Source organism: Salipiger thiooxidans, assembly GCF_900102075.1.
GTDB classification, from domain to species: Bacteria; Pseudomonadota; Alphaproteobacteria; order Rhodobacterales; family Rhodobacteraceae; genus Salipiger; species Salipiger thiooxidans.
This window is the reverse complement of the sequence record NZ_FNAV01000002.1, coordinates 175600-188577: the sequence shown is the minus strand read 5'-3', so window position 1 is coordinate 188577 and position 12978 is coordinate 175600. Positions and strand designations below refer to the sequence as shown.

The 12978-nt window shown below is 67.5% G+C and carries 13 protein-coding genes; 9 read left to right on the top strand and 4 right to left on the bottom strand.

Features of this window, described 5'->3' with window-relative positions:
- Positions 1-112: 112 nt before the first annotated feature.
- Complete coding sequence (locus BLQ77_RS03175; RefSeq protein WP_278184685.1) at positions 113-1051, bottom strand: LysR substrate-binding domain-containing protein; 939 nt, start codon at positions 1049-1051, stop codon at positions 113-115.
- Positions 1052-1176: 125 nt separating this feature from the next.
- Here BLQ77_RS03175 and BLQ77_RS03170 point away from each other — a divergent pair, with 125 nt between their 5' ends.
- The 9 genes from BLQ77_RS03170 to BLQ77_RS03130 all read left to right on the top strand — a co-directional run bounded on the left by BLQ77_RS03170 (position 1177) and on the right by BLQ77_RS03130 (position 10067).
- Positions 1177-2208, top strand: a complete 1032-nt coding sequence (locus tag BLQ77_RS03170) for an ABC transporter substrate-binding protein (protein ID WP_089955284.1) — start codon at positions 1177-1179, stop codon at positions 2206-2208.
- A 71-nt stretch (positions 2209-2279) separates the two neighbouring features.
- On the top strand, positions 2280-3347 hold the full coding sequence (locus BLQ77_RS03165; protein WP_089955282.1) for an ABC transporter ATP-binding protein: 1068 nt from the start codon (positions 2280-2282) through the stop codon (positions 3345-3347).
- Complete coding sequence (locus BLQ77_RS03160; RefSeq protein ID WP_089955279.1) at positions 3344-4192, top strand: ABC transporter permease; 849 nt, start codon at positions 3344-3346, stop codon at positions 4190-4192. Before BLQ77_RS03165 ends, BLQ77_RS03160 begins: the two co-directional genes overlap by 4 nt.
- The gene (locus tag BLQ77_RS03155) at positions 4189-4992 is read left to right on the top strand and encodes an ABC transporter permease (protein ID WP_008883809.1); all 804 of its coding nucleotides are present in this window, start codon (positions 4189-4191) and stop codon (positions 4990-4992) included. Before BLQ77_RS03160 ends, BLQ77_RS03155 begins: the two co-directional genes overlap by 4 nt.
- Positions 4989-6116, top strand: coding sequence for an NAD(P)/FAD-dependent oxidoreductase (locus BLQ77_RS03150; RefSeq protein ID WP_089955277.1), 1128 nt, complete (start codon positions 4989-4991; stop codon positions 6114-6116). Before BLQ77_RS03155 ends, BLQ77_RS03150 begins: the two co-directional genes overlap by 4 nt.
- A complete protein-coding gene (locus BLQ77_RS03145; protein ID WP_089955275.1) occupies positions 6100-6399 on the top strand; it encodes a (2Fe-2S)-binding protein in 300 nt (99 codons plus the stop codon). The genes BLQ77_RS03150 and BLQ77_RS03145 overlap by 17 nt, the downstream gene beginning before the upstream one ends.
- Positions 6396-7799, top strand: a complete 1404-nt coding sequence (locus BLQ77_RS03140) for an FAD/NAD(P)-dependent oxidoreductase (RefSeq protein ID WP_311135895.1) — start codon at positions 6396-6398, stop codon at positions 7797-7799. The genes BLQ77_RS03145 and BLQ77_RS03140 overlap by 4 nt, the downstream gene beginning before the upstream one ends.
- Positions 7796-8917, top strand: coding sequence for an NAD(P)/FAD-dependent oxidoreductase (locus tag BLQ77_RS03135; RefSeq protein ID WP_089955271.1), 1122 nt, complete (start codon positions 7796-7798; stop codon positions 8915-8917). The genes BLQ77_RS03140 and BLQ77_RS03135 overlap by 4 nt, the downstream gene beginning before the upstream one ends.
- A 148-nt stretch (positions 8918-9065) precedes the next feature.
- A complete protein-coding gene (locus tag BLQ77_RS03130; protein WP_089955269.1) occupies positions 9066-10067 on the top strand; it encodes an Ldh family oxidoreductase in 1002 nt (333 codons plus the stop codon).
- 89 nt (positions 10068-10156) lie between these two features.
- Here the strand turns inward: BLQ77_RS03130 and BLQ77_RS03125 are convergent, their stop codons facing one another.
- The 3 genes from BLQ77_RS03125 to BLQ77_RS03115 all read right to left on the bottom strand — a co-directional run bounded on the left by BLQ77_RS03125 (position 10157) and on the right by BLQ77_RS03115 (position 12964).
- Positions 10157-11428 (bottom strand): TRAP transporter large permease, encoded by a 1272-nt coding sequence (locus BLQ77_RS03125; protein ID WP_008885416.1) that lies wholly within the window; start codon positions 11426-11428, stop codon positions 10157-10159.
- 2 nt (positions 11429-11430) lie between these two features.
- A complete protein-coding gene (locus tag BLQ77_RS03120) occupies positions 11431-11925 on the bottom strand; it encodes a TRAP transporter small permease (RefSeq protein WP_089955268.1) in 495 nt (164 codons plus the stop codon).
- A 70-nt stretch (positions 11926-11995) separates the two neighbouring features.
- Entirely contained in the window at positions 11996-12964 is a 969-nt protein-coding gene (locus BLQ77_RS03115; RefSeq protein WP_089955832.1) for a C4-dicarboxylate TRAP transporter substrate-binding protein, read from the bottom strand.
- Positions 12965-12978 lie beyond the last annotated feature (14 nt).

Sequence of the window (12978 nt, the reverse complement as noted above, 5' to 3'; positions counted from 1 at the left end):
CGCGGCCCGAAGCGGGGCGCGCTGGCGCGGAGCATTTGCCGCGATGCGGCAACGTGCAAATGAGAAATGATGTCAAGGTCATGACCCGAGGTTATGACCGGAGGCGCGCGCCTCAGAACACCGGCAGCGGCGGCAGCTCGGAGATGGCCTCGGGATCGGGGCGGTACTTGTCGTTGATCTCGTCCAGCGCCTCGCGCACGCGGCCCAGCAGCAGGCCCGCCAGCATCGAGAGCGGCTCGTAGGTGCGGGTATAGAGCCACATGGTCTTGTTCACGCTCGGCCAGATCGGGCGCAGCTCGATCTCGTCGGTGCGCCAGCCCAGGGTGGCGAGCACCGGCACCAGCGCCACACCCTGGCCCCTTGCCACGAAGGTGCAGGCGGTGTCTGCCATCTGGACGTGGATCGCGGCGTCGATCTCGACCCCCGCCCGGTCGAACGCTTCCTTGGTGACGACCGTCGACAGGTCGTCCCTCCCGAGCGAGATGAAGCGCTCGTGCACCAGTTCGCGCAGGTCGACGATGGGCTTCTCCGTCAGGCGGTGCCCGGGCGGAAGGGCGCACACCAGTACGTTGTCATGGAAGGGCTTGCACTCGATGCCGCTGTGCCTGGTCGGGACGAGGGAGATGCCGAAATCCGAGGATCCGTTGAGCATGGCCTCGTAGACCGACTGCGAGTTTCGGGTCTCGATCGCGAGCCGCACGTCAGGCCGTTCCGCGAGGAAGTCAGACGCGATGATCGGCAGGAAGCGAAGGCTGAGGGCAGGGTAGGCGGTGACGGCCACCTCGCCGCGTTCGAGGTCGCGGATCGCCCGGGCGACGTTCTCGACCCGCGCCACCCCGGTCAGCAGCTTTTCGGTTTCGAGAAACAGCCGCTGCGCCTCGGCGGTCGGGTGCAGCCGGCCGGCCGCGCGTTCGAAGAGCGCGAAGCCGCAACTGTCCTCGAAGGCTCGAATCAACTTCGTGACGGCCGGTTGACTGACAAACAGCGTTTCCGCGGCGCGCGTCACGGACCCGCATTTCATTACGGCATTGAAGGCCTCGATCTGCCTCATATTCGTGCGCGCCATGAATGACCCATAACTTTATGGAATGAACGTTCGAATTATTCTCATTTGAAAGAATTGGCAATCGTCGGCCTTCATTTAGGCGTCACAAGCAACCAACAGGGATACGGCAAATGCTGAAAAAGACGATTGCGACGACGGCCCTCCTGAGCCTGGGCACCGCGCTTCCGGCGCTGGCGCAGGACAAGACGCTGACTGTCGGCGGCTATGGCGGCTCGTTCGAGACGCTGATGAAGGAACTCATCATCCCCGAGTTCGAGAAGACGCATGACGTCACCATCGCCTTCGTTCCCGGCAACTCGACCGAGAACCTCGCCCGTCTCCAGGCGCAGAAGAACGCGCAGGAACTCGACGTGGTGATCCTCGACGACGGCCCGATGTACCAGGCCGACGCGCTTGGCTTCTGCGACGCCATGGTCGACAGCCCGGCCAAGGAGAACATCTACGATATCGCCAAGCTCGGCCCGAACTCCATCGGCATCGGCTTCGTCGCCACCGGCTTCACCTACAACACCGAGTGGTTCGAGCGCGAGGGCTGGGACGCCCCGTCAAGCTGGAAGGACCTGATGGATCCGAAGTTCGAGGGCATCCTCTCGATCCCGCCGATCTCGAACACCTATGGCCTGCACACTCTGGTCATGGAAGCGCGCCTCGCCGGCGGCGGCGAAGAGGACATCGACCCGGGCTTCGAGGTCATGGCCAACGACATCGCGCCGAACGTGCTGGTGTTCGAACCATCCTCGGGCAAGATGTCCGAGCTCTTCCAGTCGGAAGAGATCGCCGTCTCGATCTGGGGCTCGGGCCGCACCAAGTCGCTGGCCGACACCGGCTTCCCGGCCGCCTTCGCCTATCCCGAAGAGGGTGCCGTCGCCCTGATGCTCGCCGCCTGCCCGGTGGTGGACAGCGACGTGCCGGAAGAGGCGCAGGCCTTCATCGACTTCCTGCTGGACCCGGAAATCCAGGTGCGTCTCGCCGACGCCATGGGGGCCGGCCCGGTCAACACCGAGGCCGAGCTGCCTGCAGAGCTCGCCGAAGTGCTGCCCTACGGTGACAAGATCGCCGACCTCGTCGCCGTCGACTGGGACGTGATCAACCCGGCCCGCCAGGAGTGGACCAGCCGCTGGGCCCGCGAAGTCGAACGGTAATTCCACCCACACACAGATACGGCGGGCGGGGGCAGCGCGATCCCCGTCCGCCCATCCATGCAGGAGCTAAGATGGCATTTCTGGTACTGGACGGCCTCACCAAGACCTATGGCGAGGTCAGGGCCGTCGACTCGCTGAGCTGCACGGTCGAGAAGGGCGAGTTCGTCTCGCTGCTGGGGCCCTCGGGTTGCGGCAAGACCACCACGCTGCAGATGATCGCCGGTTTCGAGACTCCGACCTCGGGTCGGATCGAACTCGCCGGGCGCAACCTCGCCTCCATTCCCGCCCGCCAGCGCGGCCTCGGGATCGTTTTCCAGACCTACGCGCTGTTCATGCACATGACCGTGCGCGAGAACGTCTCTTTCGGCCTCGAGATGCGCAAGGTGTCCGGCAGGGAGCTGAAGACCCGCGTCGACCGGGCGCTCGAGATGGTCCACCTCGGCGCGCTCGCCGACCGTTACCCCCGCGCCATGTCCGGCGGCCAGCGGCAGCGCGTGGCGCTTGCCCGGGCGCTGGTGATCGAGCCGGAACTGCTGCTGCTCGACGAGCCGCTCTCGAACCTCGACGCCAAGCTGCGTGAAGAGATGCAGCTCGAGCTGCGCCGCATCCAGCGCGAGGCGGGCGTCACCACGGTGATGGTCACCCACGACCAGTCCGAGGCGCTGGCCATGTCCGACCGCGTCGTCGTGATGAACGGCGGGCGGCTGCAACAGGTCGACAGCCCCTTCGACGTCTACGAGACGCCGAAGTCGAGCTTCGTGTCGACCTTCCTCGGCAAGAGCAACAACTTCGCCGCTAGGCTCGAAAGCACGACCGACACCGGTTCGGTGCTGACCTCGGGCGGCATCACGCTGTCGGGCCCGCGTGCCTCGCTGCTTCCCGGCGCTGCCGAGATCGCCATCCGCCCCGAGCGGATCGAGCTGACGGGCCCCGAGCAGGGCATCGTCTCGGGCACCGTGCGCGAGCGGATCTTCCTTGGCGCACAGTGGATGCTGGCGATCGAGACGGCGATGGGCGAGTTCCTCGTTGCGCGCCGCAACTCCGGCAACCGAGAGGCCGACATCGGTGACACCGTGCACCTCGTCTGGGCGCCGCAAGACCTGCGCATCCTGCCCGCGAAGGAGGGCGCCCGGTCATGAGCGCGCGTCCCTGGCTGATGTCCGCGCCGGCGCTGATCCTGTTCGGGGTCCTGCTGCTGGTGCCGCTCGGCATGACCTTCGTGCTGAGCTTCAACGCCTTCGACTTCTACGAGGGCATCATCCCGACCACCGGCCTTGCCAACTACGCCGATGTGCTGGGCGATTCCTACTACTGGGAGATCTTCGGCCGCACCTTCGGCATCGCGCTCGCCACCACGGCGATCTGCGCGCTGATCGGCGTGCCGCAGGCCTACATCCTCTACCGCCTGTCGCCGGTCTGGCGCTCGGTGGTGGTGCTCATCGTTATCGGCCCGCTGCTGATCTCGGTGGTGGTGCGCACGCTGGGCTGGGCGATCCTGCTCGGCAACCGCGGCGTCATCAACACCGCCCTGAAGGACTGGGGCCTGATCGAGCGTCCGATCAAGATGATGTACACCGAGGGCGGCATCGTGCTCGCGCTGGTCCACGTCTTCGTGCCCTTCATGGTGCTCGCCGTCTGGGCGGCGCTGCAGCGCAAGGACCCCTCGACCGAGGCCGCGGCGGAAAGCCTTGGCGCCTCGCCCTTCACCGTCTTCCGCCGCATCGTGCTGCCGCAGACCGTGCCGGGGATCCTGTCGGGTTCGCTCATCGTGTTCTCGATGGCCGCCTCGTCCTTCGCCACCCCCGCCATCCTCGGTGGCCGCCGCGTCAAGGTCGTCGCCACCACCGTCTATGACGAGTTCATGAACACGCTCAACTGGCCGCTCGGCGCCGCCATCGCGGTGACGCTGCTGGTCGCGGTGATGATCATCATGATCACCTGGAACCGCCTGGTCGAGCGCCGCTACGGGGAGGCCCTGCAATGAACCGCAACGGCTCTGTCGCCCTGATCTTCAACGTGCTCTTCTGCACTTTCATGCTGGCGCCCATCGTCGTGGTGCTGGGCGTGTCGCTGACCCCCGAGGGCTTTCTCGAGTTCCCGCCGAGCGGCATCTCGATGCGCTGGTACAAGGCGATCCTCGACAACCCCGACTTCATCGACGCGGCGTGGATCAGCCTCAAGCTCGCCATCGCGGCAGCGACCCTGGCCACCGTGCTCGCCATCCCGGCGGCGCTCGCCATCGGTCGCGGCAGGTTCGCCGGCCGCGAGGCGCTGCAGGCGCTGTTCCTGTCGCCGCTGATGGTGCCGACCGTGGTGCTGGGCATCGCCTTCCTGCGGTTCCTGAGCCTCTTCGGCCTCAACGGCACCTTCATCGGCCTGATGGCCTGCCACGCGATCATCATCACGCCCTTCATCCTGCGGCTGGTGCTGGCGGCGGTGGTCGGGCTCGACCAGACCGTCGACCGCGCGGCCGAGAGCCTCGGCGCCAGCGGCTGGACCGTGTTCCGCCGCATCACGCTGCCCTCGATCATGCCGGGTGTCGTCGGCGGCTGGGTGCTGGCCTTCATCACCAGCTTCGACGAGCTGACGGTCTCGGTCTTCATCGTGAATCCCTCGACCACGACCCTGCCTGTGCGGATGTTCTCGCACATCACGCAGACGACGGACCCGCTGGTGGCCTCGGTGTCTTCGGTTACGGTGATCTTCAGCGTGGTTCTCATGGTGATCGTGGATCGCCTCTATGGCCTCGACAGGCTGCTGATCGGAGAGGGCAAGAAAGCATGACGACGGAACGAAGCGCCGATACGCTCGTCGTGGGCGGTGGGCTGGTGGGCGCCGCCATCGCCTGGGGCCTGGCCCGCGAGGGCGAGCGGGTGACGGTGATCGACGAGGGCGACATCGCGCTGCGCGCCTCGCGCGGGAACTTCGGCCTGGTCTGGGTGCAGACCAAGGGCCAGAACCTGACCGACTACGCCCGCTGGACCCGCCGCTCGGCGGATCTCTGGACCGGGTTCAACGAGGAGCTGGCAGAGCAGACCGGCATCGGCCCGGACTACCACAAGCCCGGCGGCATGTCGCTTTGCCTCTCGAACGAGGAACTCGACGACGCCCGTAACCTCGCGCACCGGATGCACAACGTGAACGGCGAGGCGGGCTACGGGGCCGAGATCCTCGACCGCCAGCAGGTGCAGGAAATGCTCCCCGGCATCCGCCTCGGCGACGAGGTCGTCGGCGGCTCCTATGGCAGGCATGACGGCCACGCGAGCCCGCTGCGGCTTCTGCGGTCGCTCAACGCGGGCATGAAGGCGCGCGGTGTCAGCTACCGCAGCGACGGCCCGGTGGTGAGCGTCGGCAAGGACGGTGACGGCTTCTACGCCAGGACCGCCACCTCGACCTACCGCGGCGCCAAGCTGGTGCTCGCGGCGGGTCACGGCAACACCAAGCTCGCGCCGATGATCGGCGTGAACCCGAAGCTGCGCCCGGAGAAGGGCCAGATCCTGGTGACCGAGCGCTGCGCGCCCTACCTGCCGATGCCGACCCATGTGGCGCGGCAGACCGAGGAGGGCACGATCATGCTCGGCGACAGCCACGAAGACACCGGCTACTCGACCCTTTCGGCGACGCCGCCGCTGACCGACATCGCCCGCAACGCCATCCGCTGCTTCCCCGAACTGGCGAAGCTGCGCATCGTCCGGAGCTGGGGCGCCGTCCGCATTCTCAGCCCCGATGGCGGGCCGGTCTACGAGCAATCCGAGACAATGCCCGGCGCATTTTCGATCAACTGCCACTCCGGGGTCACGCTGGCCGGCGCCCACGCGCTGGCGCTCGCGCCGATGATCGCGCGCGGTGCGCTCGACCCCGATATCAGCATTTTCACCACAAGGAGGTTCCATGGCGAGGCGTATTGAGAGCGGGACGACCATCGTCCGCTTCACCTTCCAGGACCGGACCATCGAGGCGCAGGAAGGCGACACCGTCGCCGCTGCGCTCACCGCGGCCGGCGTCCGCGAGCTGCGCGAGAGCGTTGTCTCCGGCTCCCCGCGCGGCATCTTCTGCATGATGGGCACCTGCTTCGACTGTCTGGTCGAGGTGGACGGGCGCACCAACGTGCAGGCCTGCCGCACCACCGTGACCGAGGGCATGACCGTCATGCCGCAGAAGGGCGGCCCCGCCGTGGAGGCCGGAGAATGACGATGATGGACAGCAACACGCCCCACGCCTGCGATCTTGCCGTGATCGGGGCCGGGCCTGCGGGCATGGCCGCCGCGGTGACCGCCTCGAAGGCCGGTCTCTCGGTGGTGGTTCTGGACGAGGGCGAGGCGCCAGGTGGCCAGATCTACCGCGACATCGAGCGCACCACCCCCCGCCGCAGCGCCGTGCTGGGCGAGGATTACGTCGCCGGAGGCGCGCTTGCGAAGGCGCTGCGCGAGGCCGATCTCACCTACCTGCCGCGCAGCACGGTGTGGAACATCTCGACCGAGCGGCTGATCGACTTCTCCCGTGACGGCGGCTCCTCGCAGCTGCAGGCGAACTACATCCTCGTGGCCACCGGTGCCGTAGAGCGGCCGTGCCCGATCCCCGGCTGGACCAAGACCGGTGTCACCACCGTCGGCGCGCTGCAGATCCTGCTGAAATCCGCGGGCATCGTCGAGGAAAGCGCCGTGCTGGCGGGCTCGGGCCCGCTGCTGTGGCTGGTGGCCAAGCAGATGGTCGACGCCGGCGCGCCGCCCGTGGCGGTGGTCGAGACCACGCCCGCGGGCCGGATGCAGGCGGCACTGCCGCATCTCTTCGGCGCTCTCAAGGGGCATCGCTACCTCAGCAAGGGTCTGAAGCTTTTGCGCGCGGTCAAGGCCGCGGGCGTGCCGGTCTATTCCGCCGCCACCGATCTCGAGGTGACGGGCGAGACCGCTGCCACCGGGCTGCGCTTCACCTCGAAAGGCAAGCAGCACCTCGTCAGCGCCAACCACATCGCGCTGCATCAGGGCGTGGTGCCGAACCAGCAGGTCACGCGGATGCTGCGCTGCGAGCACCGCTGGGATGCCTCTCAGGCCTGCTTCCGCCCGGTGACGGATGCACGCGGGCTCACCAGCTTCGAGAACGTCTACACGGCGGGCGACGGGGCAGGGATCATGGGCGCCGTCTCGGCGGCGCTGCAGGGCCGGCTCGCCGCGCTCGATATCGCGACGAAGCTCGGCAAGAGCGCGCCGGAACGGGCCGACCGGCTCGAGGCGGCGCTGGCCAGGGATGGGGCGGTGCGTCCCTTCCTCGAGGCGCTCTACGCCCCGGCGACTGCCTTCGTCCTGCCGGCGGACGGCGTTACCGTCTGCCGCTGCGAAGAGATCACCGCGGGCGCCATCCGCGAGGCGGTGGACCTCGGCGCGCCCGGTCCGAACCAGGTGAAATCCTTCCTGCGCACCGGCATGGGCCCGTGCCAGGGCCGGGTCTGCGGGCTGGTCGTGGCCTCGATCATCAACGAGCGCCGCAAGACGCAGATGGACGAGACCGGCTACTTCCGCATCCGCCCGCCGCTGAAGCCGCTGCAGCTGTCGGAACTCGCCAACTTCAAGCCGCTGGAAAAGCTCGAACCATGACCCATGGGACCGAAAAGACCGCCGACCTCGTGATCGTGGGCGGCGGTATCCATGGCTGCTCGGCCGCGATGTTCGCCGCGCAGCGCGGGCTCGATGTCATCGTGGTCGAGAAGGACACCGTCGCGCGCCATTCCTCCGGCGTGAACGCGGGCGGCGTGCGGCGGCTGGGGCGGCACTTCGCCGAGGTGCCGATCTCGCAGAAATCCATGGAGATCTGGTACGACCTGCCGGACATGGTCGAGGACGACTGCGGCTTCCAGGTGGCGCCGCAGATCAAGGTTGCCGAGAACGCGGAAGAGCTCGAGAAACTGGCCGCGCGGGCACGGACCCTGCGGGGCATGGGCTTCGAGCACGAGGTCATCCTCGATCACAAGGAGATCCGCGAGCATCTTCCCGCGGTCGCCGATCACGTGGTGGGCGGGCTCGGCAGTCTCACCGACGGTTTCGCGCAGCCCTACCAGACCACCTTCGCCATTTCCCGCCGCGCCAGGCGCGACGGGGCGCGGATCTTCGAGGGCCAGACCGTGACCTCGGTGCGCAAGGACGGCGCCGACTGGATCGTCGAGACAGCCGAGACCCGCTACCGCGCGCCGAAGGTGCTGAACTGCGCCGGGGCCTGGGCCGGAAAGCTCGCCGGCTCGCTCGGCGAGCACGCCCCGGTCGAGGCCGTCGCGCCGATGATGCTGGTGACCGCGCGGCTGCCGCATTTCTGCGACGCGGTGGTGGGGGCCACGGGCCGTCCGCTGTCGTTCAAGCAGATGCCCAACGGCACCGTGGTGATCGGCGGCGGCCGCAGGGGGCGGGCGGATACCTCGGACGACCTCAGCGAGATGCTCTTCCCCGAGCTGCGGCTCACCGCGGAGACGGCGATGGACCTCTTTCCGATCATGCGCGGCGCCACCATCGTGCGCAGCTGGTCCGGCGTCGAGGGCCGGATGCCCGACGACATCCCGGTGATCGGCATGTCGGGAAAGCACGAGGGGCTCTACCACGCCTTCGGCTTCTCGATGCACGGTTTCCAGATGGGGCCGGGGGTCGGCAGCCTGATGGCAGAGCTTATCGCGACGGGGGCGACGCAGGCCCCGATCGCGCCGTTCTCGATCACCCGCTTCGCCTGAGCGGGACGGCTCTGCGCAGCCAGTGAGCGCGGATTTCCGAGTGGTTCCGGAAAGATGAAAGAGCCGGGGCTGTGCTCTGGTCTTCCCACGCGAAGACGGTAAACGGAAGGGGCCTGGCGCGATTGCCAGGCGCATCCGAGGACTGAGCATGGCTGAGAAGAGACTGGCGCCGGACGAGGCCGAGGCGCTGCTGACCCGCATCCTGATGCGGTGCAAGACGAGCGAGACCAACGCGCGCGCGGTGGCACGGGCGCTGGTGGCGGCGGAGCTTGCGGGGCAGGCGGGGCATGGCTTCCGGCGGATGCCGTCCTACACGGGGCAGGCGCTCGCGGGGAAGGTCGACGGCTTCGCCACGCCGGTGGCCGAACAGATCCGCCCGGGCGCGCTCGCTATCGACGCGATGCACGGCTTCGCCTATCCCGCCGTCGATCTCGCGCTCGACTGGCTGCCCGGCGCGGCGCGGGCACAGGGCATCGCCATGGCGGGGATCCGGCGCTCGAACCATTGCGGCGTCGCCGGTGTCATCGTCGAGCGGCTGGCCGAGGCCGGCATGGTGGCGCTGCTCTTCGCCAACGCGCCTGCCTCCATCGCGCCCTGGGGTGGCAAGGTGCCGCTCTACGGCACCGATCCCATCGCCTTTGCCGCGCCGCTGCCCGGAGCCGCGCCGGTGGTGGTCGACATCGCGCTCTCGAAGGTGGCGCGCGGCAAGATCCTCGCCGCAACCCAGACCGGCGCGCCGATCCCCGAGGGCTGGGCCTTCGATCCCGACGGCAACCCCACCACCGACGCCCACAAGGGCCTTGCGGGCACCATGGTGCCGATGGGCGACGCCAAGGGCACGGCGCTGGCGCTGATGGTCGAGCTGCTTTGCGCGGGGCTCACCGGCGGGCGCTTCGGCTACGAGGCCACCTCGTTCTTCGACGACAAGGGCGGACCGCCCGAGACCGGTCAGTTGATCATCGCCATCGACCCCGGCGCCTTCGGGCCCGGCGCGCTCGAGCGGTTCGCGGCGATGGCGGCGATGATCGAGGGCATGGACGGCGCCCGGCTTCCCGGCCGGCGGCGCCAGCAGACCGCCTCCGATCTGGCCGAGGCGGGCATTCCCATCGACAGCGCCTTCCTCGCCGAGATCGAGGCGCTGGGGGCCTGATCCCACGACAAACAGGCGGCCCCGCGCCGCCCGCACAGAAAAACGGGGGCCCCGGTGGGGCCCCCGCGATGCTTCCGTGAGTGTGGTAATCAGACCAGCGCGAGCGACAGCGCCGGGATGAAGGTGACAAGGATCAGCGCCACCAGCAGGGCCAGCAGGAACGGCCAGCCGCGGCGCATGAACTCCGCAAAGGAGGTGTCGGTCAGGTTGCAGACCAGCAGCATCACCGTGCCCACCGGCGGCGTCAGCGTCCCGAGCGCGAGGTTCAGGATCATCACGATGCCGAAATGCACCGGGTCGATGCCGAGCTGCAGCACCACCGGCTTGAGCAGCGGCACGAGGATGATCAGCAGCGCGTTGCCCTCGATGAACATGCCCAGCACCAGCAGGATTACGTTCACGATGATCAGGAACAGCCACGGGTTCTGGGTCAGAGACATGATCCATTCCGCCAGCGCCACGCCCGCCTGCTCCAGCGAGAAGATCCACGCCAGCGCCGAGGACATCATGATGACCAGCAGCACGGCGGCGGTCTGGCGCGCGGTGGAGCCGAAGGCGTCGGTGAGGTCGCGCATCTTCATCTCGCGATAGACGAAGAGACCGATCAGGATGGTGACCACGGTGGCAATGGCGCCGGCCTCGGTGGGGGTGAAGACCGCAAGGCGGATGCCGCCGATGATCACGAGGATCAACAGGAACGCGGGCCATGCCTCGACCAGCGTGCTGCCGGTCTCACGCGCGGTGGGCCAGGTCTGGCGCGAGGGCTTGTAGCCCTCCTTCTTGGCGACGAGGTAGACCGCGCCGATCAGCAGGCCCGAACACACGAGGCCGGGGATGATGCCCGCCACGAACATCGAGCCGATCGAGACGTCCGCCACGAGCCCGTAGATGATGAGCGCGATGCCCGGCGGCAGGATCGGGGTGATCAGCGCCGAGGTCGCGGTGATCGCCGCGGCGGTGCCCTTGTTGTAGCCCGCCTTGATCATGTCGGGCACCAGCATCCGGCACATCATCGCCGCGTCCGCGAGGTTCGAGGCCGAGAGCCCGCCCATCAGCGTCGACAGCATGACGTTGGTGTGGCCGAGCCCGCCGGTCAGCTTGCCGACCAGCAGGTCCGCGACCTTGAGCAGTCGCGAGGCGATGCCGGTGGTGCCGAGCAGCGTGCCCAGCAGGATGAAGAACGGGATGGCCAGCAGCGACGGGTTCTGCGTCGGCGCGATCAGCCGCTGTACCGCGATCTGGATCGGGATCTGCTGGAAGAACACGAAGTAGCCGAGGATCGCTGCGAACATGGCAAGGTAGATCCGCATGTTCAGCGCGAAGAGCAGGAACATGAACGGGATGATGATGAACCATTCCATGCTCAGTGCTCCCTGCTCATGTCTTCGGTTTCAGGGGCGTCGACGGGCTTGCCGGTCAGCAGCAGCCAGACCCGCCAGGCCATGACCAGCGCGATGCCGATGGCGCCGACGGTGACGGCGATGTCGATCCAGAACCAGGAGATCCGCAGGATCTGCGTCTTCTTCAGCGCAGCGCTTTCCGAGAGCACGTAGCCGAGCCACGCCATGTAGCCCAGAAGCCCCACCGAGGCTGCGCCGACGATCGCGCCGAGCCAGCGCACCAGCCCGTCGGGCAAGGCCATGGTGACGACGTCGATCTTGAGGTGGTGGTCCTCGATCTCGCAGGCGATGGCGCCCAGAAAGACGATCCAGATCAGCAGGAACGCGGACATTTCCTCGGTCCACTGGATCGGGGTGCCAAGCACGTAGCGGGCGACGACGGAGGCGGCGGTGATCGCGATCAGCGCGAACACCAGCAGCCCTGCCAGCGCGGAGACGAGTTTGAAGGAGAGCTTCATGACGGCCCTTGGGTCTGTTTGAACGGACTGCGCGGCCCCCGGGAGAGGGCCGCGCAGATATGTGCAGAGATTACTGGCCGAGTTGCGACCGGATCTCTTCGTAGAGACCCTCGGACCACTCGGGGAACTGGTCGTAGACCGCCATGGCCTTTTCGCGGAAGGGTTCCACGTCCGGGTAGCTCACGGTCACGCCCGCGTCCTGCATCGCCTCGAGGATCTTCTCGTCCTCGGCTGCGGCGAGCTCCTGGCTGTAGAGGCCCGCCTCGTAACCGGTCTCGTGCAGCATCTCGACCACTTCCGGGTCGAGCGTGTCGAAATAGGCCTGGCCACCGAGCCAGAGCGAGGTGTTCTGCAGGTAGGAGATCATCGACAGCTCCTTGGCCTGCTCGTGCAGCTTCTGGCCGAAGAGCACCGGCAGCGGGTTCTCGACGCCGTCGATCACGCCCTGGGTCAGCGCCGGGTAGACGTCGCCCAGCGGCATCGGCGTCGGCGTGCCGCCCATCGCCTCGATGGCACGGATCTGCATGATGTTGTTGGGGGTGCGGATCTTCATGCCCTTCAGGTCATCCGGCGTCTCGACCTTCTTGGTCGCGAGCAGCTGGCGGGTGCCGTAGAGGTAGTTCTTGATGACGATGTGGATGCCCTGCTCCTGAAGCTTGGCTTCCTTTTCCTTGAACCAGTCGGATTCGTAGATCTTGAACAGGCTCTCGGCGTCGTCGGTCAGGTACGGTCCGAACAGGATGCCGAGGTCGGGGTCGTAATCGGTCAGGAAGCCCACGTCGGCGATGGTGATGACGTTGACGCCGAGCATGCCCTGCTCGATCACGTCCTTCTTCCCGCCGAGCTGCGACGAGGGATAGAGCTCGAGCACCACCTCGCCGTCCGACGCTTCGGCCACCAGCTCCTTCCAGCGGTTCATCACGAGGTCCGCGGGCTCGCCCGGGTTGTTCTCGTAGGCGATGCGGACGGTGGTCTCGGCAAGGGCGGGCATGGCCAGCATGATGGCCGTGGTGGCGCCAAGCAGGGTTTTCGTGAGCATGTTCATAGGATCTC

What these genes read in the sequence shown, in the direction of transcription:
- BLQ77_RS03175 (WP_278184685.1), bottom strand. Translation starts at nt 1,051, where the DNA reads ATGAGGCAGATCGAGGCCTTCAATGCCGTAATGAAATGCGGGTCCGTG.
- BLQ77_RS03170 (WP_089955284.1), top strand. Translation starts at nt 1,177, where the DNA reads ATGCTGAAAAAGACGATTGCGACGACGGCCCTCCTGAGCCTGGGCACC.
- BLQ77_RS03165 (WP_089955282.1), top strand. Translation starts at nt 2,280, where the DNA reads ATGGCATTTCTGGTACTGGACGGCCTCACCAAGACCTATGGCGAGGTC.
- BLQ77_RS03160 (WP_089955279.1), top strand. Translation starts at nt 3,344, where the DNA reads ATGAGCGCGCGTCCCTGGCTGATGTCCGCGCCGGCGCTGATCCTGTTC.
- BLQ77_RS03155 (WP_008883809.1), top strand. Translation starts at nt 4,189, where the DNA reads ATGAACCGCAACGGCTCTGTCGCCCTGATCTTCAACGTGCTCTTCTGC.
- BLQ77_RS03150 (WP_089955277.1), top strand. Translation starts at nt 4,989, where the DNA reads ATGACGACGGAACGAAGCGCCGATACGCTCGTCGTGGGCGGTGGGCTG.
- BLQ77_RS03145 (WP_089955275.1), top strand. Translation starts at nt 6,100, where the DNA reads ATGGCGAGGCGTATTGAGAGCGGGACGACCATCGTCCGCTTCACCTTC.
- BLQ77_RS03140 (WP_311135895.1), top strand. Translation starts at nt 6,396, where the DNA reads ATGACGATGATGGACAGCAACACGCCCCACGCCTGCGATCTTGCCGTG.
- BLQ77_RS03135 (WP_089955271.1), top strand. Translation starts at nt 7,796, where the DNA reads ATGACCCATGGGACCGAAAAGACCGCCGACCTCGTGATCGTGGGCGGC.
- BLQ77_RS03130 (WP_089955269.1), top strand. Translation starts at nt 9,066, where the DNA reads ATGGCTGAGAAGAGACTGGCGCCGGACGAGGCCGAGGCGCTGCTGACC.
- BLQ77_RS03125 (WP_008885416.1), bottom strand. Translation starts at nt 11,428, where the DNA reads ATGGAATGGTTCATCATCATCCCGTTCATGTTCCTGCTCTTCGCGCTG.
- BLQ77_RS03120 (WP_089955268.1), bottom strand. Translation starts at nt 11,925, where the DNA reads ATGAAGCTCTCCTTCAAACTCGTCTCCGCGCTGGCAGGGCTGCTGGTG.
- BLQ77_RS03115 (WP_089955832.1), bottom strand. Translation starts at nt 12,964, where the DNA reads ATGCTCACGAAAACCCTGCTTGGCGCCACCACGGCCATCATGCTGGCC.